This window comes from Microbacterium sp. UBA7513, assembly GCF_002478345.1.
Taxonomy (GTDB): Bacteria; Actinomycetota; Actinomycetes; order Actinomycetales; family Microbacteriaceae; genus Microbacterium.
This window is the reverse complement of sequence record NZ_DLNJ01000002.1, coordinates 80,221-105,609: the sequence shown is the minus strand read 5'-3', so window position 1 is coordinate 105,609 and position 25,389 is coordinate 80,221. Positions and strand designations below refer to the sequence as shown.

General features: G+C 71.3%; 28 protein-coding genes. 13 read left to right on the top strand and 15 right to left on the bottom strand.

Annotated features, from left to right (window positions below; genetic code table 11):
- The first annotated feature begins 63 nt into the window (after positions 1-63).
- The gene (gene purU / locus B2W79_RS00620; RefSeq protein ID WP_292785965.1) at positions 64-915 is read left to right on the top strand and encodes a formyltetrahydrofolate deformylase; all 852 of its coding nucleotides are present in this window, start codon (positions 64-66) and stop codon (positions 913-915) included.
- A gap of 11 nt (positions 916-926) precedes the next feature.
- On the opposite strand, the gene B2W79_RS00615 is transcribed toward purU, so the two are convergent.
- Genes B2W79_RS00615 through B2W79_RS00605 form a run of 3 tightly spaced genes read right to left on the bottom strand, consistent with a single transcriptional unit; the run spans position 927 to position 2,639 of the window.
- Complete coding sequence (locus B2W79_RS00615; protein WP_292785963.1) at positions 927-1,316, bottom strand: type II toxin-antitoxin system VapC family toxin; 390 nt, start codon at positions 1,314-1,316, stop codon at positions 927-929.
- Entirely contained in the window at positions 1,313-1,570 is a 258-nt protein-coding gene (locus tag B2W79_RS00610; RefSeq protein WP_025102482.1) for a type II toxin-antitoxin system Phd/YefM family antitoxin, read from the bottom strand. Before B2W79_RS00610 ends, B2W79_RS00615 begins: the two co-directional genes overlap by 4 nt.
- A 31-nt stretch (positions 1,571-1,601) precedes the next feature.
- The gene (locus B2W79_RS00605) at positions 1,602-2,639 is read right to left on the bottom strand and encodes an NAD(P)H-dependent flavin oxidoreductase (RefSeq protein ID WP_292785961.1); all 1,038 of its coding nucleotides are present in this window, start codon (positions 2,637-2,639) and stop codon (positions 1,602-1,604) included.
- Positions 2,640-2,732: 93 nt separating this feature from the next.
- On the opposite strand from B2W79_RS00605, the gene B2W79_RS00600 reads away from it, so the two are divergent.
- Together B2W79_RS00600 and B2W79_RS00595 are read left to right on the top strand one after the other, a co-directional pair.
- Positions 2,733-3,005: a DUF6412 domain-containing protein gene (locus tag B2W79_RS00600; RefSeq protein WP_071329019.1), complete on the top strand. Its 273-nt coding sequence runs from the start codon at positions 2,733-2,735 to the stop codon at positions 3,003-3,005.
- 64 nt (positions 3,006-3,069) lie between these two features.
- A complete protein-coding gene (locus B2W79_RS00595; RefSeq protein ID WP_292785957.1) occupies positions 3,070-3,834 on the top strand; it encodes a YidC/Oxa1 family membrane protein insertase in 765 nt (254 codons plus the stop codon).
- Between the two features lie 22 nt (positions 3,835-3,856).
- Here B2W79_RS00595 and B2W79_RS00590 read toward each other — a convergent pair whose 3' ends face one another.
- The 3 genes from B2W79_RS00590 to B2W79_RS00580 all read right to left on the bottom strand — a co-directional run bounded on the left by B2W79_RS00590 (position 3,857) and on the right by B2W79_RS00580 (position 6,184).
- The gene (locus B2W79_RS00590) at positions 3,857-4,774 is read right to left on the bottom strand and encodes an EamA family transporter (RefSeq protein ID WP_071329021.1); all 918 of its coding nucleotides are present in this window, start codon (positions 4,772-4,774) and stop codon (positions 3,857-3,859) included.
- Between the two features lie 59 nt (positions 4,775-4,833).
- Positions 4,834-5,733 carry an SDR family oxidoreductase gene (locus B2W79_RS00585; protein ID WP_025102487.1) on the bottom strand — a complete coding sequence of 300 codons (900 nt, stop codon included), beginning with the start codon at positions 5,731-5,733 and terminating at the stop codon, positions 4,834-4,836.
- A gap of 112 nt (positions 5,734-5,845) precedes the next feature.
- Positions 5,846-6,184 (bottom strand): ATP-dependent DNA ligase, encoded by a 339-nt coding sequence (locus tag B2W79_RS00580; RefSeq protein ID WP_071329023.1) that lies wholly within the window; start codon positions 6,182-6,184, stop codon positions 5,846-5,848.
- Between the two features lie 198 nt (positions 6,185-6,382).
- Here B2W79_RS00580 and B2W79_RS00575 point away from each other — a divergent pair, with 198 nt between their 5' ends.
- Both B2W79_RS00575 and B2W79_RS00570 read left to right on the top strand, forming a co-directional pair.
- Complete coding sequence (locus tag B2W79_RS00575; RefSeq protein ID WP_071329024.1) at positions 6,383-6,916, top strand: FHA domain-containing protein; 534 nt, start codon at positions 6,383-6,385, stop codon at positions 6,914-6,916.
- 173 nt (positions 6,917-7,089) lie between these two features.
- Positions 7,090-7,599 (top strand): CinA family protein, encoded by a 510-nt coding sequence (locus B2W79_RS00570; protein WP_292785951.1) that lies wholly within the window; start codon positions 7,090-7,092, stop codon positions 7,597-7,599.
- A gap of 4 nt (positions 7,600-7,603) precedes the next feature.
- Here the strand turns inward: B2W79_RS00570 and B2W79_RS00565 are convergent, their stop codons facing one another.
- From B2W79_RS00565 to phnD, 6 genes are read right to left on the bottom strand one after another with little or no spacing between them, the layout of a single operon-like run.
- Positions 7,604-8,692, bottom strand: a complete 1,089-nt coding sequence (locus tag B2W79_RS00565) for an alcohol dehydrogenase catalytic domain-containing protein (protein ID WP_292785949.1) — start codon at positions 8,690-8,692, stop codon at positions 7,604-7,606.
- Positions 8,693-8,702: 10 nt separating this feature from the next.
- Positions 8,703-9,410: an HAD family hydrolase gene (locus B2W79_RS00560; RefSeq protein ID WP_292785947.1), complete on the bottom strand. Its 708-nt coding sequence runs from the start codon at positions 9,408-9,410 to the stop codon at positions 8,703-8,705.
- Positions 9,407-10,546 carry a TIGR03364 family FAD-dependent oxidoreductase gene (locus B2W79_RS00555; protein ID WP_292785945.1) on the bottom strand — a complete coding sequence of 380 codons (1,140 nt, stop codon included), beginning with the start codon at positions 10,544-10,546 and terminating at the stop codon, positions 9,407-9,409. The genes B2W79_RS00560 and B2W79_RS00555 overlap by 4 nt, the downstream gene beginning before the upstream one ends.
- Positions 10,543-12,312, bottom strand: coding sequence for a phosphonate ABC transporter, permease protein PhnE (gene phnE / locus B2W79_RS00550; RefSeq protein ID WP_292785943.1), 1,770 nt, complete (start codon positions 12,310-12,312; stop codon positions 10,543-10,545). The genes B2W79_RS00555 and phnE overlap by 4 nt, the downstream gene beginning before the upstream one ends.
- Positions 12,309-13,136: a phosphonate ABC transporter ATP-binding protein gene (phnC, locus tag B2W79_RS00545; protein WP_071329031.1), complete on the bottom strand. Its 828-nt coding sequence runs from the start codon at positions 13,134-13,136 to the stop codon at positions 12,309-12,311. Before phnC ends, phnE begins: the two co-directional genes overlap by 4 nt.
- A 28-nt stretch (positions 13,137-13,164) precedes the next feature.
- Complete coding sequence (gene phnD, locus B2W79_RS00540) at positions 13,165-14,088, bottom strand: phosphate/phosphite/phosphonate ABC transporter substrate-binding protein (protein WP_071329032.1); 924 nt, start codon at positions 14,086-14,088, stop codon at positions 13,165-13,167.
- Positions 14,089-14,258: 170 nt separating this feature from the next.
- On the opposite strand from phnD, the gene B2W79_RS00535 reads away from it, so the two are divergent.
- Positions 14,259-15,002, top strand: a complete 744-nt coding sequence (locus B2W79_RS00535) for a GntR family transcriptional regulator (RefSeq protein WP_292785940.1) — start codon at positions 14,259-14,261, stop codon at positions 15,000-15,002.
- 215 nt (positions 15,003-15,217) lie between these two features.
- Here the strand turns inward: B2W79_RS00535 and B2W79_RS00530 are convergent, their stop codons facing one another.
- Positions 15,218-16,360, bottom strand: coding sequence for a sensor histidine kinase (locus B2W79_RS00530; protein ID WP_292785938.1), 1,143 nt, complete (start codon positions 16,358-16,360; stop codon positions 15,218-15,220).
- A 226-nt stretch (positions 16,361-16,586) separates the two neighbouring features.
- On the opposite strand from B2W79_RS00530, the gene B2W79_RS00525 reads away from it, so the two are divergent.
- The gene (locus B2W79_RS00525; RefSeq protein WP_256209438.1) at positions 16,587-17,240 is read left to right on the top strand and encodes a response regulator; all 654 of its coding nucleotides are present in this window, start codon (positions 16,587-16,589) and stop codon (positions 17,238-17,240) included.
- 9 nt (positions 17,241-17,249) lie between these two features.
- Here B2W79_RS00525 and B2W79_RS00520 read toward each other — a convergent pair whose 3' ends face one another.
- A complete protein-coding gene (locus tag B2W79_RS00520; RefSeq protein ID WP_071329036.1) occupies positions 17,250-18,113 on the bottom strand; it encodes an EamA family transporter in 864 nt (287 codons plus the stop codon).
- Between the two features lie 227 nt (positions 18,114-18,340).
- Here B2W79_RS00520 and B2W79_RS00515 point away from each other — a divergent pair, with 227 nt between their 5' ends.
- From B2W79_RS00515 to B2W79_RS00505, 3 genes are read left to right on the top strand one after another with little or no spacing between them, the layout of a single operon-like run.
- On the top strand, positions 18,341-19,624 hold the full coding sequence (locus B2W79_RS00515) for a M18 family aminopeptidase (RefSeq protein WP_292785933.1): 1,284 nt from the start codon (positions 18,341-18,343) through the stop codon (positions 19,622-19,624).
- 44 nt (positions 19,625-19,668) lie between these two features.
- Complete coding sequence (locus B2W79_RS00510) at positions 19,669-21,108, top strand: purine-cytosine permease family protein (RefSeq protein ID WP_292785931.1); 1,440 nt, start codon at positions 19,669-19,671, stop codon at positions 21,106-21,108.
- Entirely contained in the window at positions 21,105-21,695 is a 591-nt protein-coding gene (locus B2W79_RS00505) for a cysteine hydrolase (RefSeq protein ID WP_292785929.1), read from the top strand. The genes B2W79_RS00510 and B2W79_RS00505 overlap by 4 nt, the downstream gene beginning before the upstream one ends.
- Positions 21,696-21,938: 243 nt before the next feature.
- Here the strand turns inward: B2W79_RS00505 and B2W79_RS00500 are convergent, their stop codons facing one another.
- Positions 21,939-22,649 (bottom strand): MBL fold metallo-hydrolase, encoded by a 711-nt coding sequence (locus tag B2W79_RS00500; RefSeq protein ID WP_292785927.1) that lies wholly within the window; start codon positions 22,647-22,649, stop codon positions 21,939-21,941.
- Positions 22,650-22,727: 78 nt separating this feature from the next.
- Here B2W79_RS00500 and B2W79_RS00495 point away from each other — a divergent pair, with 78 nt between their 5' ends.
- The 3 genes from B2W79_RS00495 (at position 22,728) to B2W79_RS00485 (ending at position 25,389) form a co-directional block, all read left to right on the top strand.
- Entirely contained in the window at positions 22,728-23,252 is a 525-nt protein-coding gene (locus B2W79_RS00495) for a TetR/AcrR family transcriptional regulator (protein ID WP_292785925.1), read from the top strand.
- A 299-nt stretch (positions 23,253-23,551) separates the two neighbouring features.
- Positions 23,552-24,403, top strand: a complete 852-nt coding sequence (locus B2W79_RS00490; protein ID WP_071329041.1) for a tryptophan 2,3-dioxygenase — start codon at positions 23,552-23,554, stop codon at positions 24,401-24,403.
- Positions 24,403-25,389: an amidohydrolase family protein gene (locus tag B2W79_RS00485; RefSeq protein WP_292785923.1), complete on the top strand. Its 987-nt coding sequence runs from the start codon at positions 24,403-24,405 to the stop codon at positions 25,387-25,389. The genes B2W79_RS00490 and B2W79_RS00485 overlap by 1 nt, the downstream gene beginning before the upstream one ends.

Below are 25,389 nucleotides of genomic sequence, written 5' to 3'. Positions count from 1 at the left end.
GTGGGCGATTCGCTCCCCACCCGCGCGGCACGGCAGAATCGATGCACACCCCGAGGAGCAGCCATGACCCAGCCCGATACCGCCCGCCTGCTGATCGCCTGCGACGACCAGCCCGGCATCGTCGCCGCGGTCGCCGGCGTGCTCGCCCGGCACGGGGCGAACATCATCTCGCTCGACCAGCACTCGACCGACTCCGAGGGCGGGCGGTTCTTCCAGCGGACGGTCCTCCACCTCGACGGGCTGGCCGCCGCGCGCCCCGCGCTGGAGGCCGACATCGCGACGGTCGCCGAGCGCTTCGGCATGGAGTGGTCGCTGCACGACGTGGCCCGCCGCAAGCGCGTGGCGATCTTCGTGTCGAAGTACGACCACTGCCTCATGGAGCTGCTGTGGCGCACGCAGCGCGGTCAGCTCGACATCGACATCACCATGGTCGTCTCGAACCACCCCGACCTCGCCGAGGCCGTCCGCTCCTTCGGAGTGCCGTTCGTGCACATCCCCTCGACGGACAAGCAGGCGATGGAGGAGCGTCAGCTCGACCTCCTCCGCGGCAACGTCGACCTCGTCGTGCTCGCCCGCTACATGCAGATCCTCAGCGACGACTTCATCACGCGCCTCGAAGCCCCGGTCATCAACATCCACCACTCGTTCCTGCCCGCGTTCATCGGCGCGAACCCCTACGCCAGGGCGAAGGAGCGCGGCGTGAAGCTGATCGGGGCCACGGCGCACTACGCCACGGCCGACCTCGATGAGGGGCCGATCATCGAGCAGGACGTCACGCGGGTCACGCACTCCGAGTCCGCGGCCGAACTGCAGAGCCGGGGCGCCGACGTCGAGCGTCTGGTGCTGGCACGGGCCGTGCAGTGGCACGCCGAGGACCGGGTGATCGTGCACGGCCGCTCGACCGTCATCCTGTAGCGCCCGACCGCTCAGCGGTCGAGGATGTCCACGGCGAGCCCGTGCGACGCGGCGGCGAGGCGCCTGTCGTTCGTCCACAGCTCCGTGCACCCCGACAGCTGGGCGGCGGCGAGGTGCAGCGCGTCCGGGGTCTTCAGGCCGAAGTCGGCCCGGAGCTCGGCCGATCGGACGAACGCGGCCGTATCGAGCGCGACGATCTCCATCCGCTCGAAGAGAGCCAGGTACCGGTCACGGAGCTCCGGATTGCGCTCGCGGGCGGGGAGCACGAGGCATTCGTGGAGCGCCAGCGGACTCGACGCCACCTCGTCATCGACGTCGCGGAGCGCGTGCCGCACGGCATCCCCCCTCGGACCGCGGTCCTCGATGGCGTAGCTGAGGATGCACGAGTCGAGATAGATCATTCCCAGGCGTCCCGGTTCTCGGCGACCTGCGCGTCCAGCTCCTCGGCGGTCCGTGCGAGCCGCGGCGGAAGCGGATGCTGTTCGATCCACTCGACGAGGAGGCGGCCGCTCCGCACCACGTCGACCGGCCCGATGGGCACCAGACGGGCGACCGGAGTGCCCCGCTTCGTGATGACCACGTCCTCACCCGCCTGGGACTCGGCGATCAGGCGCGAGAGGTTGTTGCGCGCTTCCAAGACGTTCTGCGTGGACATGACGCCATTCTAGCCAGGAACCTGGCGTTCTTCACCGGCCGGGGACTCCGGCTGCCAGCTCCGCGAAGACCTCGGCAGCGGTGGTCCCCCGGGCGAGAGGGGCGGCCTGCCCCATCCACAGCGACTGCAGCTCGCCGAGGTTCTGCTCTCCTGCCGCCGCGCGGAAGCGTCCGGTGAGCCAGTTCTGCATCGGGAACGGGGCGATCGTGCCGCTCGCCTCGATCGCCCGCACGGCGCGGTTGCGGGCTCCGCGGGCGAGGCGTCCGCTCATCGCCCTGGTCAGCACGGTCTCGTCGGCGGCGGTGCTCCGGATGGCGTCGCGGTGCGCGGTCGTCGCGGCGGACTCGGCGGTCGCGAGGAACGCCGTCCCCACCTGCACGCCGGAGGCACCGAGGGCGAAGGCCGCAGCGACGCCGCGGCGGTCCGCGATCCCGCCGGCGGCGATGACCGGCACGTCGACGGCGTCCACGACCTGCGGCACGAGCGCGACGGTGCCCACGAGCGACTCGGCAGCGGGGCGGAGGAAGGACACGCGGTGCCCGGCCGCCTCGGCTCCCGAGGCGACGACCGCATCGACTCCGGCGTCGGCGAGCGCGACGGCTTCCGCGACGGTGGTGGCGGTGCCCACGACGCGGATGCCGCGGTCGCGGGCTTCGGCGACGAGAGCGGCGGACGGCACCCCGAACACCACGCTCAGCACGGCCGGAGCGACCTCCCAGATCGCGTCGAGCTGCTCGTCGAGCTCGGGGACGTAGCGCTCGGGCCGGGCCGGCACCGGAACCCCGACGGCCTCGTAGAACGGCTCCAGCGCCTGAGCGAAGACCACGTGCTGCGGGTTCGGCGCGACCTCGTCCCCCAGCGGCAGCCAGATGTTCAGGGCGAAGGGCCGGTCCGTGGCTCGGCGCAGCTCAGTCCCGACGGAGCGGATCCGGTCGCCGTCGTAGCCGTACAGCCCGTACGATCCCAGCCCACCGGCGGCACTGACCGCCGCCGTCAGCTCCACGGATGAGCTCCCCCCGAACGGCCCCAGCACGATCGGCTGCTCGACTCCTAGAAGTTCTGTCGCCATACCCCGACCGTACGCCCTTCGAATCGCCTGAATGGCTCCATCGGCGGCCCGGATACAGCAATTCAGGCGATTCGAACGGGGTAAGCTCGCGGCATGAGCGAGTGGTTCGGGCAGATGCTCGGCTTCGTCGCGGCCGCGATCGGCCTCGTGACGATGCCGGATGCCGCCGCGCTCGGCCTCGCCATCGCGATGCTCGCCGTCACCGTCCTCACGCTCGCACTCGCGCTGAGCGTGCGCCACCAGACCTCCGCCGATGCCCCGCACCCGCTGCGGGCGATCGATGTCGGAACGCTCCTCCCGCAGAGCGATCCGGATGCCGCAGGACACCCTCGTCCGCGAGCGCCGGGAGTCGCGACCGCCGCGTAGTCCGTCCGACCGGGACCGCGCGGCCTTCGCCGACCCTTCCCGACCTCATCGAACGGACCGTCCCGTGGACATCTTCGCCTTCCCTCCCCTCGCCGCGCTCCTGGACGCCGCCTACGGTGCCCTGAACGGCCTCTCCACCCTTCTCGAACCCCTCGCCGGCCCCTCCGCCGCCGCCCTCGCCGTGGTCCTCGTGACCCTCCTCGTGCGCGCCCTCCTCATCCCCGTCGGCATCTCGCAGGCCCGGGCCGAGCAGACCAGGGCCCGCCTCGCCCCGAAGCTGCGCGCGCTGCAGCAGCGCCACCGGAAGAACCCGGAGCGCCTGCAGCAGGAGATGATGGCGCTCTACCGCGCCGAGAACACCTCGCCCTTCGCCGGGATGCTGCCCGTGCTGGCGCAGGCACCGGTCGTCGGCCTGCTCTACACGCTGTTCCTGCGACCGGAGATCGCCGGGCACCCGAACGAGCTGCTCACCCACGACCTCTTCGGCGCCCCGCTGGGCACGAGCCTGGTGTCTGCCCTGTTCGGCGGCACCGCGACCCCGGCGACGTTCGCGGTCTTCGGCGTGCTGCTGGCCGTGATGATCGCCGTCGCCGAGGTCACCCGGCGGGTGTTCCGACCGGCGCCCGTCGAGGGCGACGACTCCCCGCTCAGCTCCCCCGGCGTGCTCCGGATGATGGCCGCGCTGCACTACCTCACCGCGGTCTTCGCGGCCTTCGTGCCCCTGGCCGCCGCGCTCTACCTCACGGTCACGGTGGTGTGGACCCTCGTGCAGCGAGTGATCCTGCGCCGCCGTTACCCGCTGCCGCAGGCGGTGGCCGTCCGGGCGTGAGAGCCGCCCGATCGGAGGGGCGTCAGTCGGGAAGCGGGATCGGCGCGGTGAACGGTCCCGCGGGGCCGTCGCCCCTCCGATCGCGGCGCACGCCCAGCGTCGTGCCCACGCTCGCGGCGATCACGAGCGCCACCGCGAGCAGCCGCAGCGGCGTGGCATCCTGTCCGAGGATGAGCCACCCGGCGAGGGTCGCGAACGCGGGCTCCAGGCTCAGCAGCACGCCGAACACCCGCTGCGGGAGCCGTCGGAGCGCCGCGAGCTCGAAGCTGTACGGGATCACGGACGACAGCACCGCGGTGACCGCGGCGAGCACGAGGAGCTGCGGGTCCAGCGCCACCGTCGCCGCCGCGGGCACGCCCACGGGGATGAGGAGCACGGCCGCGACGACGAGTCCCATCGCGAGCCCGCTGCTGCCGGGGATGAGGGCGCCGACACGCGCGCTCATCCGGATGTACATGACCCAGAATCCGGCTGCGATGAGGATGAAGACGACGCCGAGCGGGTCGAGGGGTTCGGCGCCGACAAGGCCGTCGACCCCGAGCAGCGCCATGCCCAGCAGGGCCACGCCCACCCAGACCGCGTCGGCGAGACGGCGGGTCAGCACGGCGGCGAGCACGAGCGGACCGAGGAACTCGATGGCCACCGCCGGCCCCAGGGGGATGCGGTCGATGGCCGCGTAGAAGAACCCGTTCATCGCGGCCAGGGACACCCCGAACAGCACGGCGGCGAGCCACTGCGACCGGGTCCAGGCACGGGGCCGTGGGCGCACGATGACGACCAGCAGCAGCGCGGCGATCGCGACGCGGAGCGACGTCACGCCCCACGGTCCGAGGACGGGGAAGAGCTGCGCGGCCACGGCGGCGCCGAACGGCAGCGAGAGGCAGGATCCGATGACGAGCGCGACGCCCACGAGGGGTCCGGAAGCCGCGGGTCTCTGCACCAGACAAGCTTAGGCGGCGGGGCCCTGCCTCCCCGCCGCCTGCGTCGTCCTCGCGCGGATCAGAGCGGCTTGCCACCCGTTACCGCGAGCACCGCGCCGGATACGTACGACGACTCCGCCGAGGCGAGGTACACGTACGCGCCGGCGAGTTCTGCGGGCTGCCCCGCGCGTCCGAGCGGGGTGTCCTGACCGAACGTCTCCAGGCGCTCCGGCCCCCATCCGGTCGCGGGGATCAGCGGCGTCCAGATCGGCCCCGGCGCGACGGCGTTGACGCGCACGCCGCGCGGTCCGGCCTCCTCCGCGAGCGCCTTGACGAACGCGACCTGCGCCGCCTTCGTCATGGCGTAGTCGATGAGCCCCGGTGACGGCTGCGCCGACTGCACCGACGAGGTCACGATGATGCTGGATCCGGGCTCGAGGTCGGGGAAGGCGGCACGGGCCGAGAACACGAGGCCGGCGAGGTTCGTATCGAACACGCGGCGCATCTTCTCGGTGTCGAGGTTCTCGAAGCCGTCGATGTCGTGCTGATAGGCCGCGTTGAGGACGAGCACGTCGAGTCCGCCGAGCTCGCGGCGCGCGCGGTGCACGGCGTCGGTCGCGAAGGCCTCCTCGCGGACGTCGCCGGGGATGCTGACGCCGGTGCGACCGGCTTCGCGGACGAGCGCGAGCGTCTCCTCCGCGTCCGCCTGCTCCTCGGGCATGTGCACGATGGCCACGTCGGCTCCCTCACGGGCGAACGCGATGGCGACGGCGCGGCCGATGCCGGAATCACCACCGGTGATGAGAGCGCGCCGCCCCTCGAGCCGCCCGTGGCCGACGTAGGACTGCTCGCCGTGGTCCGGCTCCGGGGTGGTCTTCTCGGTCAAGCCCGGCTGGTCCTGGCTCTGCGCCGGGAAGCCGTCCTCGTGGTGGGCGTGTCGGGGGTCGGTAAGGCCGCCGTCGCGGGTGGTGTCGGTCATGTCCGCTCCTCCTGTCATGGGGCTGTCGATCAGGTCGTGATCGAGCCTCGTGGCTCCGGAGGAGGGACGGCAGGGGGTTGACAGCCCGGGGCGGTCTCCGCGACAGCAGGTGTCAGCCGGCGGAGGGGACGTCGCCGTGCGGGGGCTCGGCGCCCTCGGCGGGCTCCGGGACGAGGTAGAGCCCGCTGGGGGAGTTCGCGGTGAAGGCGAGCGCTTCGACCCAGGCCCGGTTGACGGCGGGCTGGCGGCTGCCGAAGTACTTGAAGACGAGCGAGCTGCCCGGCTGGATCCAGACGGTGGTCCGGCCGCCCCCGACGCCGGCGTCCTCGCGCCAGCTGAACGGGAAAGGCTCGCCGCGACGCAGCTTGGCCGTGATGACGAGCTGCAGGTGCGTGAGCGCCCGATCCTCGATCTCGGTCTTCACGCTGCCTTCGTAGATGAACTTGCCCATCGGGTGATGCTCCTCGGTCGGGTGGTCCTCAGCCCGGCAGACACTGCCGGGATCGGCCTATGGGTAGAGGGTAAGCCATCGGACGGGGCGCACGGCAAATCCGTCTGCAAGGGCGACGCGGCGGCCGAAGTCAAGGCCCTGCGCACGATCCGCGCGGCGATTAGCCTCGAAGCATCGACACCCGAGGAGGGCACCGCCATGACTGACCGCCACATCGACGACCGTCCCGAGGAGGGCTACACGCCCGGCACCACCCACGCCGAGCGCGGCGCCGGCAACCCGCGACTGCGCGTGCGGCGCGACGACGAGCGCACGGAGTTCGCGCTCGATGTGGAGGAGGTCCGCATCGGTTCCGCCGCCGGGAACGAGTTGCGCCTGGCCGACACCGAGCCCGTCCATGCGACGGTCGTGCACGACGACCGCGACGAGTACGTCGTGACCCTGCACGCCGACGGCGAGATGAACTCCAACCCTGACGCCGACGCGACCCACCCCGGCGAGCGCACCGAGACGCTGCGTACCGGATCGCGTTTCACGGTGGGCCCGTGGGAGCTGGTCTTCGCCCGCGAGGAGTTCGCCGACCACGGCCGTCCGTTCGGCGGACGCCAGGGCGGCGAGTACTCCGACCAGCCGCTGCAGGAGGCACGTCCTGGCTACGACGCCGACGACGAGCGGTTCTCGCAGGCCGACGTCAACGACGAGCGGTCTCAGTCGGACTCCCGGGACGACTGATGGTGCGGTGTGCCGACGGGCTTCGACTCCGCTGACCCCCGTCCCGGCGAGCGACTGCGCGAACCACGACAGCACGAACACCGCCCCCATCACGAGCAGCAGCGAGTTAAATCCCCTGCGACTCGGCGCCGCCGGGTCCGTAGCGTAGGGGAACCGACGAGAGGAGCGCCCCGATGACCGCACCGAACGAGACCCCCGACCTCGAACACCTGGGCGAGCTCGCCCGCAGTCGTGGTCTGCGCGTGAGCGTGGCGGAGTCGCTCACCTCCGGACGCCTCGCGAACACGATCGGTGCGGGCGAGGGAGCCTCGGGCTGGTTCGCCGGCGGCATCGTCGCGTACTTCACGGAAGTCAAGGAGAGGGTGCTGGGACTGACCCCGGGGACCGACCCGACCTCCGCCGCCTGCGCCGAGCAGCTCGCCAGCGGGGCGCGCGAGCTCTTCGACGCCGACATCTGCGTCTCGACGACCGGTGTGGGCGGACCGGGCCCCGAGGGCGGCCACCCCGCGGGGACGGTGTACCTCGGCTGGGCGACCGCCGACGACGCCGGGCACCGGAGGCTGGCCCTGACCGGCGACCCGGACGAGATCCTGTCCGCGAGCATCGACGCCGCGGTGCGGCTGCTCGCCTTCCACGCCGAAGGGCTGCACCCGGCAGGTCCCCGGCGCACCGGGTCCGACTGAGGGCTCAGCGCCCCGGCACCAGCCCCACCCGCAGCGGGGCGCTCGGCGCCGCGGCGTCCGTGAGGGCGGCGTCGATGTCGAGCAGCGGTCGCACGGTGCCCACGGCTTCGGCGAACGGATATGCGCGCCCGCGACCCGCGAGGAACGACGCCGCCGCCGCGAGGTCGTCGGCGCCGTAGTTGTGCACGCCGGCCACCGTGACGAGCCGGCGGACGAGATCCTCCGCGTCCAGCGGGACCGGTGCGGCCGGGAAGACGCTGCCGACGAGGACGACCGTGCCGCCGACGGCGACGCCGGCGAGGGCCTCCCCCACCGCATGCCCCGATGCCTCGATGACCACGTCCGGGTCGCGGTCGAGCGCGGTGGCCCCGAAACGGGAGGCGAAGGCCCGGCGATCGTCGTCCGGATCCCGGACCTCGACGACGGCACCCTGCTCGGCCGCGATCGCCGCGGCGCTGACCCCCACCAGTCCCGCGCCGTGGACGCGCACCGCGGCGCCGTCGAGATCGATGTCGCGGGCGGCCCTCGCCACAGCGGCCCACGCGGTCGCCGTCGCGCAGCCGGCCGGAGCCAGCGCCGCGGCGGGCAGCGCCTCCGGCACGCGCACGATCGCGGTACCGGCCCGCAGCTGCACGTGGCTCGCGAACGCCCCGGTCAGGTCGCCGTGGGCGCCGACCCGGTCGTGGCCGTACTTGCCGAGGTCGCGGCACTTCTGCGTGAGGCCCCGCCGACAGCGGTCGCAGGTGCCGCACGACACCGTGACCGACCACACCACGCGGTCGCCGATGCGCAGCGGGGTGCCGTCCACCGCCTCCGCACCGTCGTCGCCCATCGCGATGACCCGCCCGACACTCTCGTGCCCGAGGACGAGAGGGGCGGGCGCGGGCCGCCGCCCCTGCACGGTGTGCACGTCCGATCCGCAGATCGTCGACATCTCCACCGCGACGAGCACGTCGCGGTCCCCGAGTGCGACCCCGGGGACCGCGATCGTCTCGTGCGGGTGGCCCTCGCCGATCCAGACCATCGCGGTGGCGGCGGGGCGCAGCGCGACGTCTCTCCGGTGACCGGGTGGGCGGATGAGCAGCGTTCCCATGACCCGACCCTCAGACGGAGGCGACGGCAGGAAGGAGTTCGCGCTGGGCCAGAGCCCCACGCAGAGCCGTGACGTCGGAGAGCACGGCGTGGGCCCCGGCTCCGCTCAGGGCCGCCCGGTCGTGCGCCCCGGTGAGCACGCCCGCCACGAAGCCGGCACCCGCACGGCGGCCCGACGCGACGTCGCTCACGGTGTCGCCGGCGACGGCGACGGCCTGCACCGCGGATGCTCCCGTGCGCAGAAGGGCGGTGAGGACGAGGTCGGGCGCGGGGCGTCCGCGGCCGGCATCGACCGGGGAGAGCGCGAGGTCGACGAGCCCACCCCATCCGAGGCCGTCGATGAGCGCCTGTCGCGTGACCGGAGCGAAGCCGGTGGTCAGGGCGACGGTGAGCCCGGCGTCTTTCAGGCCCTGGATCGCGTCCCCCGCTCCGGGGATCTCCGCGACGCCGTCCTCGGCGACGATCGCGGCGTACGCGGTCTCGAACGCCGCGGTGGCCTGCCGCGCCGCGTTTGCATCGCCGCCCGCGAGATGGAGGAAGACGTCGAACTTGGACTGCCCCATCGTCTCCCTGACGTAGCCCAGGGCGTCTTCCCAGGGCAGCCGCGCAGCGACGCCGGTGCGCTCGGCGGCGCGCTGGAACGCCTGCTCCACCACGCCGTCATCCACGACGGTGGTGCCGGCCATGTCGAGGACGACGAGTTCGATCGGAGTGGTCATGGTGTTCCTTCCAGAGCAGGGGTGCCGCCGAGGGCGGTGGTGAAGTTCAGGTCGGCGAGCCCGAGGCCGCAGGTCATGCCGATGCCGGTGGTCGCGGCGAGCACGAGGGCGCCGTCATCTCCGCGGTCGACGAGGAACTCGCCAAGGGCTTTCGCGTACACGCCCTGCCAGCGCTCGATCACCCGAGGCGCCGTCCCCTCGAAGAGGGCTTCGGCCTCATCGAGGAACGCGGTGAAGGCGGCTTCCGGCTGGAACGGCGAGGGGGCGGCGTCGGTGACGTGCGAGTCGCCGAGGATGAGCGTGCCGTCCGGCATCTGCGTGTACATCTGGTTGAGATCGAGGGCCGCGAGGTCGGGGCGTTCGGCGTGCAGGCGCTCGCGGAGGGTGCGGGCCTCGGGGCTGTCGGCGAACCTCCCGTACCGGATGAGGGACCAGCCGGTCAGCAGGGGCGCGGTCAACGGTCGAGGGAAGGAGACGGCCGCCCGCATCATGTCCAGCGCACAGCGCACCACCCCGTGCCGTTCCGCGATCTCGGGAAGCAGCTGGTCGATGTCATGATTCACGGCTACGACCACCGCCCCGGTGTCGATCGCCCCGCGCGTGGTCTCCACCCGTCCCGCGCCGAGGGCCGTCACGGCGGTGCGGAAGCGGAATTCGACGCCCTGGGCTGTCAGGTAGCGCACGATCGCGGTCGCCGCCGTGCGCGGGTCCGTCTGCAGGTCGGCCTCGATGAGGGCACCACCGACGAGCCCGTCCCGGCGCAGCGGCGCACGGCGGAGGAGCTCGGCGGCCTCCAGCATCCGGATGCCGCCGTCCTGCGCCGCCGCGGAGAGCACGGCGAGCTCGTCCTCGTGGCGCGCGGCCACGAGGGTGCCCGACTCGCGGAGCCAGAACCCCGCGTCGCGGGCGAGCTGCAGCCAGAGCTCACGGGACGCATCCGCGTACCGCCGTGCCTCTCCGCCCTGCGCGCCGATGCAGAGGTGGCCGAAGTTGCGGATCGTGGCGCCGGTCGGGGCGGCGCTGCGCTCGACGACGACGACCCGGAGCCCGCGGCGCACGGCGGCGAAGGCGGCGCCGAGACCGACGATGCCGGCCCCCACCACGACGAGGTCGGGATTCTGCCTCGCCCCGGTCATCGGAACACCTTCCTCATCCACATCGCGAGCCCCTCGACCGCGAGCACGGTGACGAGGATCATCAGGACGATCGCGGTGACGGTCTCGTAGCGCGAACCCTGGCTGGCGTTCAGCAGGTAGTAGCCGACCCCGCCGCCGCCGACGATGCCGAGGATCGTGGCCGCGCGGATGTTGGTGTCGAGCATGTAGAAGCTGTGCCCGATGAGGGCTCGGGTGCCCTGTGTCAGCGTGGCCGACGTGTACGTCTGCATCCGGGTGGCGCCCACCGCCCGCAGCGCGCGCTCAGGCCCGCGGTCGACCTCCTCGAAGGAGTCGGCGATGAGCTTGCCGAGCAGCCCGATCCCGCCGATCGCGAGCGCGATGACGCCGGCCTGCGCGCCGAGACCCGTGATGACGACGAGGACGATGGCGAGGATCAGCTCGGGGATGCCGCGGATGCCGACGAGCAGCAGACGGGCGGTGCCTCGCCCTGCGGCATGCGGGGCCACGTTGCGCGCGGCGAACGATCCGAGCAGCAGCGAGGGCAGGAGGGTGAGCACGGTGGCGGCGAGCGCGATGGCGACGGTCTCCCGCATGGCCTCCAGCATCGCGACCGTGTCGTAGCTGCCGAACGACGGCGGCCAGAAACGGGCGGCGACGTCGGGCAGCTTCGCCCAGAAGGTGAACAGGTCGGACCAGGTGATCTGGCTCACGACGACACTGCCGACCACGACGAGGACCGCGACGATCCCGGCGGCGGTGTGGCGCATGCGTTGCGCGGTCCACGGACGACGCACCGCGGTCTCCGGGCTCGCCGCCCACGCCGGGCGGCCGTCGGCGGGCGCCTGCGACCGCCGAGGCAGGCGCGGGTGCACGATGCGGTCCATCCACGACCGGGTGTGCTTCTGCTCGCCGAGCATCGCGCCGCGCACCGTGCTCGAGACGATCTCCATCACGATGCAGAGCACGAAGATCACCAGCGCGATCCCGAGCCCCTTGCCGTAGTTCAGCGCCTTGAACGCATACGACATCTCGAGCCCGAGGCCGGCGACGCCCACGTAGCCGAGCACGACGCTCCCGCGCAGATTGATGTCGTTGCGGTGCAGCACGGTGGCCACCCAGCTCGGCAGCACCTGCGGGAGGATGCCCGCGGTGAACTCCTGGAGCTTCGAGCCACCGGCGGCGCGGATCGCGAGACGCGGCCCTTCGTCGATCTGCTCGATGGCATCCGCGAACATCTTGGAGATCATGCCGATCGAGTGGATGCCGATGGCGAGGATGCCCGGCAGCGTGCCGAGCGAGAACATGAGCACGAACGCCATGGCCAGCACGACGTCCGGCAGGGCGCGGGTGAGGACGCCGAGGAACCGGGCGGCCGCGCGCCACCCGGCGCCCGGGGTGGTGTTGGCGGCGGCGAGGAAGGCGAGGGGCACGGAGAGCACGGCCGCCAGCAGCGTGCCGACGAACACGAGGCCCACGGTCAGGGCGATGAGCCAGGCGAGGTCGGCCGGCGCCGGGAAGGAGAGTCCGCCGACCCGGGCGAGGAAGTTCTCCGCGTTGCCCCAGCTCTGCACCATCGCGGGGATCGAGATGCCCACATCGCGCACCGCGAGGATCCCGAGCACGACGAGGACGACGAGGGTGAGGCCGGCGGCGATGCGCTCCGCCGAGAGCGTCCGCTTGGGCGCGCGCTCCGCGACGCTCCCCCTTCGCTGGTTCGCTGCGCCGCCTCCGTGGGTCGCTGAGCCTGTCGAAGCGCCCCGCGTCGAGGCTTCCACCGCCGTCATGACGCCGCCACCGTGGTCACGGCATCGACGAGCTCCACCTGCACGGCGCGGATCTCGGCCGTGGTCGTCGCGACGCGGCCGTAGATCTCCATCACCTCGGCCTTGGTGAGTCCGTCCGTCGGAGTGTCCAGGACGACTTCGCCGTGCCGGAGCCCGACGATCCGGTCGGCCCAGCTGATCGCGAGGTCGACCTGGTGCAGGCTGCACACGACGGTGAGTCCTTCGTCGGCGGCGATCTCGCGGATGAGGGCCATCACCTGCTCGCTCGACTCCGGGTCGAGGGAGGCGACGGGCTCGTCGGCCAGGAGGATCGCCGGCTTCTGCATGAGGGCCCTGGCGATGGCCACGCGCTGCTGCTGGCCACCGGACAGGGTGTCGCTGCGCTGGTAGGCGCGGTCGAGGAGGCCGACGCGGTCGAGGTGCTCCAGCGCGGTCAGCTTCGCCGCGCGGGGGTAGCTCCACAGCCCGAGCCGCGGGCCGCGCATCCGCGAGAGCGACCCGGTCAGCACGTTCTCCAGCACGGTCAGCGAGGGCACGAGCTCGAACTGCTGGAAGATGAAGCCCACGCTGCTGCGGAGCTGTCGCAGCGCCCGGCCCTTCATCGAGGGCACGGACGCGCCGAGCACCTCGACGGACCCGGAGCTGGGCAGCTCCAGGCCGTCGAGATGCCGCAGCAGCGTGGACTTGCCGGAACCGGAGAGCCCGAGCAGCACGACGATCTCTCCCCGCGCCACCTCGAGCGTGACGTCCTTGAGGGCGGTGGTGCTGCCGAAGGTCTTCGTGACGCCGGCGAGGCGGATGAGGGTGTCGGATGCCGCGGTCATGGCTTCTCCTGTCGTCAGGCGCGGGGCGTCAGCCCTGGCACTGCTCGGCGTCGGTCTCGGCGCAGATGTCGCGGATGAGGTCGTAGTACGCGTCGTCCACCGGCTTAGTGGCGAAGAACACGCTGCGGAACGCGTCGGAGTCCGCGCTGTCGATGCCCGCCGCGATGATGTCGTCGATGGTGACCTCGCCGAGGGCGTCGACGAGCTGCTTCGCCACGTCGTCCGGCAGCGACGACGAGTAGACGAGCGGAGCACCCGGGACCATGGTCTCGGCGATGACCTTCACCTTGTCGGACTTCTCGACCTCGGAGTCCTCGGCGAAGCCGGCCTCGCACTCGACGCCCTCGCCGACCTTCTGCACGCTCACGTCGTGCTTGCCCGCGAACACGGGCGTGATGTCGGTCTTCGGGTCGACGCCCGCCTCGAGGAGGTTGTACGACGGGAAGAGGTAGCCGGAGGTGGACGAGGGGTCCACGAAGCAGACCTTCTTGCCCGCGAAGTCCTCGAGGCTGGAGATGTCGCTGTCCGCCGGCACGATCGCCTGCGAGTAGTAGCCGGGCTCCTGGCCCTCCTCGGTCACGATGGAGGAGATCGGGGTGAGCTTCGCGCCGTTGTTGGTCGCGGTGACGTAGGTGAACCCCGAGAACGAGGCGACGTCGACCTTGCCGGCGACGGCGGCCTCGATGAGCGCGGCGTAGTCGGTCGACTCGTGGTACTCGACGCTCTTGCCGGTGACCTCGGCGATGTAGTCCATGAGCGGCTGGTAGTTCGTCTCGGTGTCCACCGAATCGGGGACGACGCCGAAGACGAGGGTGTTCTCGTCCACGGCGAATCCACCGGCGGACTGTGCGTCGCCAGGGGCGTCGGTGGCATCGGCCGATCCGGAACAGGCGGCGAGGCCGAACGCGAGGATCGCAGCGCCGGCGAGGGCGGGGAGAGCGCGGAGCTTCATGAGGACCTTTCAGGGTGGGAGGAGTGATCCAGGGACGACTCTCCCAGCCCTCGGGCCGACATGTATACCTATCTCGGAAGAGTTCAGGCGGCGTTCACCCGCGATTCTCTTGGATGAACGGCCCTACAACACGGGGACTCCGGGAGCGGCAGACGAAGTAATGTACCTATGTGGCCGAACCTGTGTACACCCAGATCGCCGACGACCTGCGCGCGCGGATCGTCGACGGCACGCTCCGGCCCGGCGACGACGTACCCACGGAGGCGGAGCTCGCGGAGCGCTGGCACACGTCGCGGGGTCCGATCCGCAACGCGCTGGCGGCCCTCCGCGCCGAGGGGTTGATCGAGACCGGTCGGGGGCGCCCTGCCCGCGTGGTGGCGCGCAAGGCGAATCAGGCGGTCGACGTCTCGGTCCCGTTCACCCGCTGGGCGCGGGATCTCGGCGTCACGCCGGGCGCGCAGACGCAGGAGTTGAGCCTGCGACGCGCGGGCGATCTCGGACCGGCACTGGGCGTCGGACCCGACGACACGATCGTGAGCGTGGTACGACTGCGGCTGCTCGACGGGCGGCCGACCATGCTGGAGCGCCTGGCCTACACCGAGGACGTCGGGCGCCGGCTGTTCGAGGTGGACCTCGACGAGGTGTCGATCACCGAGCACCTCGCGTCGGTCGGACACCCGATCGTCACCCTGCAGCACGTGATCGATGCCGTGGCCGCCGATGATCAGGACTCGGCGCTTCTGCGCGTGCCTCGCGGCACGCCCATCCTGCGGCTGACGCGGACGTCCAGGGACACGGAGGGGCGCATCTTCGAAGCGTCGGAAGACCGCTACCTCAGTGAGGTGGTGCGCTTCACGGTGGCGGCGTCCGGGAGATCGACGGACGGGCACTTCATGAGAGCGGTGGGCGGATGAGACCCGGAGACAGATTCGCGACCGCGGGCGCGGGAGTCTAAGAAGCCAGAAAGATCGCGCCCGCGATCGCAGCGCTGGGGACGCTTTATCTGGGGAGCCTTCAGGATATGTCGGCTCCGCGCGGCCGCTGAAGTGCCGAATGTCGAGACACTCGTAGACTTTCGTCTACGGTCTCAGGCCCGGGATCACGGGCTTCATCTCAGGATACGCGGGGCTCACACCACCGGCAACACGGCGGACACGAGCCAGTGTCCGTCCACTTCACCGGCGCTGAACTCGCCACTGGCGCCCATGACGCGTTCGGCCATGCGCCCGAGCCCGGTCCGGCTGGAGGAGAGCTCACGACGCGGCGTCGTGGGCAGCGGGCTGCGCAACGACAGGTGCGCCTTGTCGTCGTCCACGGCGAGACGGATCTCGACGGTGCCGGGACCTGCGTACTTCAGGACGTTCGTGGCCGACTCGCGCACGATCCGCGCGAGCACGATCTCGACGGCACGAGGGATCCGTTCGTCGCCGGGGTCGCCGTCGAGGATGACATCGTGCCCTGCTGCTTCGAACTCGGCCTGCGCCTCCTCGACCGCAGCGACGAGGTCGCCCGTCGGCATGCCCGCAGCTCGCGGGCCGTCGTCGGCGAGGTCGATCACGAAGCGGAGGTCTGTCATGGCCTTGCGGGCGGCGACACGGATCGCCTCCCGGGAGCCGTCGCTGGCGTCGGGGTCTTCGAGCATCTGCACGTGCAGGGACACCACCGTGAGGTGGTGCGCGATGCTGTCGTGCAACTCGCCGGCGATCCATCGTCGCTCGGCGAGGACGGCTTCCCGTTCCTGCTCGGCCGCAGCCTCCAGCTGACGCTCGAGTCTGCTGCCGCGGGCGAACGCCAATCGGAGGGCGAAGCCGACGGCACCCGCGACTGCGGCGAAGACGAGATAGAGGGCGACGTTCACGCCGGAATCCGCATCGCCGAAGGCGACGATAGCGGCAGAGACGAGAAAGGCCCCCGTGTAGGACAGGATCAACGCGGTCCACCCGAGTCGCATGACCAGCCCGGCCGCGACAGCGGCGGCGGTCAAGACCTGGGATTCGGTTCCTGCCAGAAAAGAGAGGGCGAACACGACGCCGAGGGCGCATGTCGCGATGAGGGGTTTCCAGAGATAGAGGGCGAACACTGCCGACGACGCGATGCTCACCAGGACGGCCGCGGGATTCACACCCGGGGCGACGATGAGGCCGATGACGTCGACGGCGACGGTGATGGAGATGATCGCCAGAACGACGATGCGCTCGATGGGAGTGAGCTTCTCGCCTCGAACCAGTCGGAGCGAATCCGCGGAACCGCGAATCGAATGGTCGAAGGCCATGGTTCACTATCTCCTATTCGCCAGGTACTCTAGCGGACGAGACCAAAGAACTTGCCAACCTGCTGCCAGAAAGTCATTACATTCACCTCCGTTCTAGTGCCGTTTGTCGATGTCTGTATTCATCTTCTCGGCGGCGCGCGGAGCGCACATCTGGCGTTCGTCCAGACCTCGATAGCCAAAGGTCTACATCCTCAGAGCGCCCGCTTCACGCCGTTAGGCTTCCTCCATGCAGGAAATCCGCGTCGTGATCGTCGATGACGATCCTCTGGTCCGCTCCGCGCTGTCGCACTTCGTGTCGCGCGCGCCCGAGATCACGGTCGTGGCGCAGGCAGAGGACGGCCGGGAGGCCCTCACGACGGTCGAGCGCGAGAAGCCGGACGTCGTGATGATGGACGTCCAGATGCCGGAGATGAACGGCATCGAGGCGACCGCGGCGATCGCCGAGCGGTGGCCCGACGTGCGCGTCCTCGCCGTGACGACGCTCGATGGCAGCGACACCGTCCTGCCGATGCTGAGCGCCGGCGCCTCCGGTTACCTGCTCAAGGACTCCAGCGCGGAGGAGATCGTCACGGGTGTGCGCGAGGTGTTCGCGGGAGCGAGCTCGCTGTCCCCCCGCATCGCGTCGATGCTCATCCGCCACGTGCGCGACTCCACGCCCACCGCGGCCGCGGAGACCCTGGAACCGCTCACCGAGCGCGAGGAGGAAGTGCTCCAGTGCCTCGCGAAGGGCATGTCCAATGCCGAGATCGCCAAGGCGCTCATCGTCTCGGAGGGAACCGTGAAGGCCCACCTCGGTCGCATGATGTCGAAGTGGCACCTGCGCGACCGCGTGCAGATCCTCGTCACGGCCGCCCACGCCGGCCTCGTCACCTTCCGCTGAACCGCGGCGTCAGAGCGCGAGCAGCACGATCCCGACGAGGACGATCAGTGAAGCGCCGATCCGCCATCCCGGCTGGGACTCCCGCAGGACGAAGGCGCCGAACAGACTCACGAGCACGACGCTGACCTCCCGCAGCGGTGCCACGAGCGCCACCGGAGCGATCTGGATCGCGGTCAGCACGAGGATGTACGACAGCGGGGACAGGATGCCGAAGGCCAGGATGCGCCGCCACTGCGTGCGGCCCAGCGCCAGGACCGCAGCCCATCGTCCGCGCACCGCCACGGAGTAGAACGGCACCTGCAGCAGCGTGGTGCCGACCATGAACGCCACCGGGGACAGCTCCCATTCCCGCACCGCGTGAGCATCCCAGATCGTGTAGACCGCGATCGCCACGCCGGTGAGGGCGCCGAACAACAGGCCGGGGTCGATGCGGCGCCCGCTGCCCGCCGGACGACGGTCGACGAACCCGATCGCGACCACACCGGCGATCACCGCGGCGACGCCGACGAGCGCCAGGGCCGAGGGGCGTTCGCCGAGCAGGAGCACGGCGACGATCACGGAGAGGAAGGGGCCGGTGCCGCGTGCCGTCGCATAGACGGTCGACAGGCTGCCCTCCCGGTAGCCGCGCTGCAGCACGGCCATGTAGGCGACGTGCAGGACCGCGGAGACGGAGACCCCGAGTGCGAACGAGCCGAGGTCGGCCGCACCGAGTCCGCCCGTGAACGGCACGGCCCCGATCCAGACGGCGGTGCTGGCGACCGCACCCCACCACAGGAACGGCGAGCCGGCGCGGCTGATGCCGTGCGCGATGACGTTCCAGGACGCGTGGGCGATCGCGGCGGCGAGGACGAGGACGAGAGCGACAGCGGACACGGCAGACCCTTCCCTCCGCCGCGGGCGCGACGAATCGGGTCCTCCGGGCTTTTGTCCTGTCAGATGACGGCCCTCCTGCGGAGGAGGTCCGTGGCGCCGCTCGGACCAGACGGGTGCAGACCCCGGAACCCTAGGCGCTATCGCCACCACCCTATCCCCGACCGGGAAGGGCGCGGTGACCGGGCGCGACTACGCTCGAAGGACACCCCGCGCAGGAAGGTCATGCCATGCCCGTCACCCCGGACGCCCTCGCCCACGCCGAGGACCTCGCCGACTTCGTCGCCGCTTCGCCGTCGAGCTACCACGCCGCCGCCGAGACGGCCCGCCGTCTGGAAGAGGCCGGCTTCGCGCGGCTGCAGGAGGAGGACGCCTGGCCCGCGCAGCCCGGCGGCCGGTACCTCGTGGTCCGCGACGGCGCGACGATCGCGTGGGTGGTGCCGGAGGATGCGACCGCCACGACGCCCGTGCACGTGTTCGGGGCGCACACCGACTCCCCCGGCTTCAAGCTCAAGCCGCAACCGACCACCGGAGCGCGCGGCTGGCTGCAGGCCGCCGTCGAGGTGTACGGCGGTCCGCTGCTGAACTCCTGGCTCGACCGGGAGCTGCGCCTCGCCGGCCGGCTGGCCCTCGCCGACGGCCGGGTCGTCCTCGCCGACACCGGCGCGCTGCTGCGCCTCCCCCAGCTCGCCATCCACCTCGATCGCGGCGTCAACAACGGCCTCGCGCTCGACAAGCAGACCGAGACGCAGCCGGTGTGGGGCCTGGGGGATCCGACCGAGGCCGATGTGCTGGGCGAGCTCGCCCACTCCGCCGGAGTGACCGCGGCGGAGATCCGCGGGTACGACGTCGTCGTCGCCGACGCCGCGCGGGGTGCCGTGTTCGGCAAGGACGACGCGTTCTTCGCCTCCGGCCGGCTCGACGACCTCGCCTCGGTGCACGCGGGCGTCGTGGCCCTTGCGGCTCACGAGCCCGCCGCGGGCGCGCCCGTCGCGATCCTCGCCGCGTTCGATCACGAAGAGCTCGGCTCCGAGTCGCGCTCTGGCGCCGCGGGCCCCTTCCTCGAGGATGTGCTGGAGAGGCTCTACCAGGGGCTCGGCGCCGACGGTTCCGCCCGCCGCCAGGCGTACGCGTCGTCGTGGTGCCTGTCCAGCGACGTGGGGCACTCCGTCCACCCGAACTACATCGGCCGGCACGATCCCGTCGTGCAGCCCGTGCTCGGCTCCGGACCCATCCTCAAGCTCAACGCCAACCAGCGCTACGCGACCGATGCGGTCGGCGCCGCGTCCTGGCGGAACTGGTGCGATCGGGCCGAGGTGGTGACGCAGGAGTTCGTCTCGAACAACAGCGTGCCGTGCGGCTCGACCATCGGCCCGATCACCGCGACCCGGCTCGGCATCCGCACGGTCGACGTGGGCATCCCGATCCTCTCGATGCACTCCGCCCGCGAACTCGCCGGGGTCTCGGACCTGCACGACCTGACCCGCGTGGCCGGGGCCTTCTTCGCCGGCTGAATCGGGCCGCGCGGAGTGCGCCCACACAGTGCCAGGATGTGAGGATGACCGACATCAGGCCGGCTCTCATCGAGCGTGCAGGCATCGAGATCATCCCCGAGTCCGAGCGGACCGCCCAGCCCCGCGACCTGTTCTGGCCGTGGTTCGCGGCGAACGTCTCGGTGTTCGGGATGTCGTACGGCTCGTTCGTGCTCGGCTTCGGCATCTCGTTCTGGCAGGCGACGGTGGTGTCGGTCGTCGGCATCGTCGTGTCATTCCTGCTGTGCGGCCTCATCGCGATCGCGGGCAAGCGGGGGTCGGCGCCGACGATGGTGCTCTCCCGGGCCGCGTTCGGCGTGCAGGGTCAGAAGGTCCCAGGGATCGTGTCCTGGCTCACGTCGATCGGGTGGGAGACGTTCCTCGCGATCATGGCGGTGCTCGCGACGGCGACCGTCATCACGCAGCTCGGCGGCGACGGCGACAGCCTCTGGCTGAAGATCCTCGCCACCGTCATCGTCGCGGCGCTGATCGTCGCCGCCTCGGTGCTCGGCTACCACACGATCATGCGGCTGCAGTCGGTGCTGACATGGATCACCGGCGTCGTGACGATCGTCTACATCATCCTCGCCGCGCCGACCATCGACCTCGCCGCGGTGCTGGCCCGGCCGGACGGCGGCATCGGCCAGGTGGTCGGCGCGCTCGTCATGGTGATGACCGGATTCGGGCTGGGCTGGATCAACATCGCCGCGGACTGGTCGCGTTACCAGAAGCGCACCGCGTCCGACGGGGCGATCATCGCCTGGAACACCATCGGCGGCTCGGTGGCACCGGTCATCCTCGTCGTCTTCGGTCTGCTCCTCGCGGGATCGGACGCCGAGCTCATGGACGCGATCGCCGCGGATCCGATCGGTGCGCTCGCGAGCATCCTGCCGGTCTGGGTCCTCGTGCCGTTCCTGTTCACGGCCGTGCTCGCGCTCGTCTCCGGCGCGGTGCTCGGCATCTACTCCTCCGGCCTGACCCTGCTCAGCCTCGGCATCCGCATCCCGCGGCCGTCGGCGGCGGCGATCGACGGCGCGATCCTCACCGCGGGCACCATCTTCGTGGTGTTCTTCGCGACCGACTTCCTCGGCCCGTTCCAGAGCTTCCTCATCACCCTGGGCGTGCCGCTGGCCTCCTGGGCCGGCATCCTCATCGCCGACATCCTGCGTCGCCGGAAGGACTACGACGAGGCGGCCCTGTTCGACAGCCGCGGCCGCTACGGCGCCTGGGACTGGACCTCGATCGGCACCATGGTCGTCGCGAGCGTGATCGGCTGGGGCCTCGTCCTCAACGGCTTCGCGGACGCCGCACCGTGGAACAACTGGCAGGGATACCTCCTGTTCCTCGTCGGCGGGACGGACGGGGACTGGGCGTACGCGAACCTCGGGGTGTTCGTCGCCCTCGTGCTCTCGTTCCTCGTCACCTGGTTCGCGCGGGCGGGGAAGATCCGGCGGCAGGAGTCGTGAGCCCTTCGACAGGCTCCGGGACCCAGGAGGCGGCAGGCTCCGGAGCCGAGAGCTGGCTCGTGGTGATCGACCCGCAGGTGATCTTCGCGTCGCCCGACTCTGCCTGGGGCTCGCCGTTCTTCGCCGACGCGATGACGAACATCCGGCGCCTCGCGGACGCCTTCGGCGAGCGAGTGCTCGTGACCCGGTGGCTTCCGACGGCCGACCGCTCCACCTCCTGGGGCGAGTACTTCGCCGCGTGGCCGTTCGCCGACCGCCCCGCCGACGACCCCGTGTACGCGCTGGTCCCCGAGGCGGAAGGCCTGTCTCCTCATCCCACCGTGGACCTGCCGACCTTCGGCAAGTGGGGCCAGGAGCTAGAGGCCATCCTGGGTCACGGTGGTCGGATCGTGCTCGCGGGTGTGTCCACGGACTGCTGCGTCGTGTCCACCGCTCTCGCCGCCGCGGATGCCGGGGCACGGGTGACGCTCGCCGCCGACGCCTGCGCCGGCTCCACGGCCGAGAACCACGTCGCCGCCGTGCAGGTCATGTCCCTGTATCCCCCGCAGATCACCGTGACCGACACCGCCACCCTCCTCTCCCCCTGACCCCGGCCCCGCCCCGCCCCCGCGCCCCGCCCCCGTGCGGGACGGAATTCGCACCTCCACACACCATTTCCCGCCCGTTTTCGATCCCGCACCCCGGCGAGCTCTCCCAGCGGGACGGATTCCGCCCCTCGCGTGGGTCCACCGGGCACGGTTTCGATCCCGCACGGAGCCTCCGTCGCGGGACGCGAAACGCACCTCGGCAGCCGCGGGGAGGAGCGTTATTGAGCCCGACTGGGGCGAGGGTCAGGCGTGGGCGCGGACCGCGGCGGCGATGTCGGCGGGAGATCCGTGCCAGGGCGCACCATGGCCGGGAAGGACCCACTCGGCGTCGAGCGCCGCGAGACGGTCGAGCGAGGCCAGGGCTTCCGTGGGCGCGTCGGTGAACGGGGCGGGTTGCGCGCCCTCCACCCCCGTGAGCACATGCCGCGTGGTCAGAGCGTCGCCGACGAACACCGCGCCGACCGCCGGGATGTGCACTGCGACGCTCCCCGGGGAGTGCCCCGGGAGCCCCACGACGACCGGGGCCCCGGGGAGGTCGAGCACATCACCGTCCGCGACCTCGGACACCTCGGTGACGTGGCGCGTGCGGACCGCACTCTTGCGGAGGCCGTAGGCCAGGAACCCGAGCATCGGACCGAGCCGGGCAGGACCCATCGGGGTCTTCGGCTTCTCCCCGGTACGCACGCGGTGGGCATCGGCGCCGTGGATGAACACCGGAACGCCGGACTCGCGCCGCAGTCGTTCCGCGAATCCGATGTGGTCGCTGTCGCCGTGAGTCAGCACGAGTCCGCGGATGTCGGACAGCGATCGCCCGATCGCGGCCAACTCCCGCTGCAGGTCATGCCAGTGCCCGGGCAACCCGGCGTCGATGAGGGTGATGCCCTCGGGCAGATCGATGAGGTACGAGGCGACGATGTCGTTGCCGAGGCGGTGGAGGTGGGGGGCGAGCTTCATGATGATCCTCTCGGGCGATTGCGATGGCTACGTTACGTAGCTATCATGGCTACTGTCAATAGCCATCGAGGAGGATCCATGCCCACCCCCGAGCGCACATCGATCGATGCCATCGTCGCGGCCGGCCAGGCGATCATCGAGGCCGAGGGGCCTGCGGGACTCACGATGCAGGCGGTCGCGGAGCGTGTGGGCGTGCGCGCCCCCTCCCTCTACAAGCGCGTGCGCGATCGCGAGGCCCTGCGCGCCGCGGTCGCCACGGCATCCGTCGATGCCCTCGCGACCCGGCTCGAGGCGGCCGGCGACGACCTCTCCACCCTCGCCCGGACCTATCGCGCCTTCGCTCACGCGCACCCGGAGGGCTTCCGCCTCATGTTCAACGCCGCGGTCTCCCGCGAGACCCTGGAACGCTCCGCCGCCCCCGTCATCCGCGCCTGCGCCACCGCGGTCGGCGAGACGGACGCCCTCGACGCCGCGCGTCTCTTCACCGCCTGGACCACCGGATTCCTGCAGATGGAGCTGTCCGGGGCGTTCCGACTCGGCGGTGATGTCGACCGCGCCTTCGAGTACGGCCTCCGGCGCCTCATCACGAGCCTCGCTGGGTGAGGACGCCCGCCCTTCCCGGTCCACGACGGCGGATGCCGGCGCACTGAGGCCGTGGACGGCGCCGCATCGTGCTGGCGGGAGACTCCGCCGGGGCCCAGCTCGCCAGCCAGTTGGGGACGCTCGTCACGAATCCGTCCCCCGGTCGTGCGGGCGGTCCTGGGCACGAGCGCACGAGCCGGGCACGGATGCACGACCGAATCGGGGAGATACCCGTGCAACTGTCTCCGGATCGTGCAGGTGAGCCGAGACCGAACATAACAGGTCTGTGACGACCGGCACGGAAGTGATATGTTCGCGGGATGCACACCGAGAACGAACGCGCACTCGAGTCCGGGATCGTCACGGACCTCTCCGGCCGCATGACCTACGGCTCGTATCTCGCGCTCGACCAGCTCCTCACGGCACAGCATCCGGTGAGCGACCCGCAGCACCACGACGAGATGCTGTTCATCATCCAGCACCAGACGACGGAGCTCTGGCTGAAGCAGCTGCTGCATGAGCTCAGCTCCGCCCGGGAGCTGCTCGCGGCCGACGACCTGCGCGAAGCCCTCAAGCGCATCGCCAGGGTCAAGCGCATCCAGGACGTGATGACGCAGCAGTGGTCGGTCCTGGCGACACTGACCCCGACGGAGTACGCCCAGTTCCGTGGCGCGCTCGGCAACTCGTCCGGCTTCCAGTCGGTGCAGTACCGCGCCGTGGAGTTCGCGCTGGGCAACAAGAACGAGAAGATGCTGAGCGTCTTCCGCGACCACCCTGCGAACCTCGCGCTCCTCACCGCCGAGTGGGAGAAGCCCACACTGTACGACGAGTTCCTCCGCTACGCGTCGCGCCGCGGGCTCCCCGTCCCGCGCGAGATCCTCGACCGGGACGTGCGCGAGCCGTACCGCGAGACCCCCGCCCTCGTGCCCGCGATCCGCGCGATCTACCAGGACCCGCGCACCCACTGGGACCTCTACGAGGCCTGCGAGGACCTCGTCGACCTCGAGGACAACTTCCAGTTCTGGCGATTCCGCCACCTCAAGACCGTGTCCCGCACCATCGGGATGAAGGTCGGCACGGGTGGATCGAGCGGCGTCGGCTTCCTGCAGCGTGCCCTCGACCTGACGTTCTTCCCGGAGCTCTACACCGTCCGCACCGAGATCGGCTCCTGATGCGCGCGGCGACGTTCTTCGACGGTGAGCGCTGGCGCGAGGGCGTCGCCGGGCTCGGCGTGGACGGGCGCCCCCAGCTCCGCGATGAGGCGCCCTCCCCCGGCACCCCGGCCCTGATCGGACGCATCGTCGGCGGCTTCACGGACCACCACGTGCATCTGCAGCTCGTCGACCATGCGCTCCTCGCCTCGTCGTGCCTCGGTCGGGTGGTCGACCTCGGCGGCGATCCGTCCACAGTCGCGGGGATCGCCCGGCACCACTCCGGAGATTCGTCGACCCGACACGGATCTGGAGCGTCGCGCACCGTCCACTACGCCGGCGCGTTCCTCACTCCTCCCGGCGGTTACCCTTCGGACCGCGCGTGGGCACCGGCAGGTTCGGTCCGGGAGATCGCCGACTCCGCGGCGGCGGCGACCGTGATCGAGGAGCTGGCGGCGGCCGGCGCCTCCGGCATCAAGGCCGCGAGCAACAGCACCGCCGGCCCGGTCCTCTCCGACGCCCTCTTCCGCGCGATCGTCGAGCTCGCCGCGGCGCACGGCCTCCCCGTCGTCGCCCACGCGGAGGGCCCCGGCGAGGCGCAGCGCGTCATCCGCCTCGGAGCGACGCAGCTCGCGCACGCTCCGTTCACCGAGCGTCTGGACGACGAGGAGATCGCGGAGCAGGCCGTCCGGTCCGCCTGGATCAGCACCCTCGCCATCCACGACCCCGCCGCGAGGGCCATCGCGATCGACAACGTCGCCCGGTTCCACGCCGCCGGCGGCACCGTCCGCTACGGCACCGACATGGGCAACGGCCCGACCCCCGTCGACCTGAACCCGACCGAGGTCGCCGCCCTCCGCACCGCCGGCCTCGACGACGAGGCTCTCCTCCGCGCCCTTGCGCCCGTCGACCCGCTCGATCCCCGCTCTCTCCTCCTCCTGCTGCCACCGGGATCCGCCGATCCCCTGGCCGCCCGCCCGCTCACCCCCGCCGACCTGAAGGTGTGA

Coding starts and splice junctions, on each gene's coding strand:
- purU (WP_292785965.1), top strand. CDS start 64: ATGACCCAGCCCGATACCGCCCGCCTGCTGATCGCCTGCGACGACCAG.
- B2W79_RS00615 (WP_292785963.1), bottom strand. CDS start 1,316: ATGATCTATCTCGACTCGTGCATCCTCAGCTACGCCATCGAGGACCGC.
- B2W79_RS00610 (WP_025102482.1), bottom strand. CDS start 1,570: ATGTCCACGCAGAACGTCTTGGAAGCGCGCAACAACCTCTCGCGCCTG.
- B2W79_RS00605 (WP_292785961.1), bottom strand. CDS start 2,639: ATGGCGACAGAACTTCTAGGAGTCGAGCAGCCGATCGTGCTGGGGCCG.
- B2W79_RS00600 (WP_071329019.1), top strand. CDS start 2,733: ATGAGCGAGTGGTTCGGGCAGATGCTCGGCTTCGTCGCGGCCGCGATC.
- B2W79_RS00585 (WP_025102487.1), bottom strand. CDS start 5,733: ATGACCGACACCACCCGCGACGGCGGCCTTACCGACCCCCGACACGCC.
- B2W79_RS00580 (WP_071329023.1), bottom strand. CDS start 6,184: ATGGGCAAGTTCATCTACGAAGGCAGCGTGAAGACCGAGATCGAGGAT.
- B2W79_RS00575 (WP_071329024.1), top strand. CDS start 6,383: ATGACTGACCGCCACATCGACGACCGTCCCGAGGAGGGCTACACGCCC.
- B2W79_RS00570 (WP_292785951.1), top strand. CDS start 7,090: ATGACCGCACCGAACGAGACCCCCGACCTCGAACACCTGGGCGAGCTC.
- B2W79_RS00565 (WP_292785949.1), bottom strand. CDS start 8,692: ATGGGAACGCTGCTCATCCGCCCACCCGGTCACCGGAGAGACGTCGCG.
- B2W79_RS00560 (WP_292785947.1), bottom strand. CDS start 9,410: ATGACCACTCCGATCGAACTCGTCGTCCTCGACATGGCCGGCACCACC.
- B2W79_RS00555 (WP_292785945.1), bottom strand. CDS start 10,546: ATGACCGGGGCGAGGCAGAATCCCGACCTCGTCGTGGTGGGGGCCGGC.
- phnE (WP_292785943.1), bottom strand. CDS start 12,312: ATGACGGCGGTGGAAGCCTCGACGCGGGGCGCTTCGACAGGCTCAGCG.
- phnC (WP_071329031.1), bottom strand. CDS start 13,136: ATGACCGCGGCATCCGACACCCTCATCCGCCTCGCCGGCGTCACGAAG.
- phnD (WP_071329032.1), bottom strand. CDS start 14,088: ATGAAGCTCCGCGCTCTCCCCGCCCTCGCCGGCGCTGCGATCCTCGCG.
- B2W79_RS00530 (WP_292785938.1), bottom strand. CDS start 16,360: ATGGCCTTCGACCATTCGATTCGCGGTTCCGCGGATTCGCTCCGACTG.
- B2W79_RS00525 (WP_256209438.1), top strand. CDS start 16,587: ATGCAGGAAATCCGCGTCGTGATCGTCGATGACGATCCTCTGGTCCGC.
- B2W79_RS00515 (WP_292785933.1), top strand. CDS start 18,341: ATGCCCGTCACCCCGGACGCCCTCGCCCACGCCGAGGACCTCGCCGAC.
- B2W79_RS00510 (WP_292785931.1), top strand. CDS start 19,669: ATGACCGACATCAGGCCGGCTCTCATCGAGCGTGCAGGCATCGAGATC.
- B2W79_RS00500 (WP_292785927.1), bottom strand. CDS start 22,649: ATGAAGCTCGCCCCCCACCTCCACCGCCTCGGCAACGACATCGTCGCC.
- B2W79_RS00495 (WP_292785925.1), top strand. CDS start 22,728: ATGCCCACCCCCGAGCGCACATCGATCGATGCCATCGTCGCGGCCGGC.
- B2W79_RS00490 (WP_071329041.1), top strand. CDS start 23,552: ATGCACACCGAGAACGAACGCGCACTCGAGTCCGGGATCGTCACGGAC.
- B2W79_RS00485 (WP_292785923.1), top strand. CDS start 24,403: ATGCGCGCGGCGACGTTCTTCGACGGTGAGCGCTGGCGCGAGGGCGTC.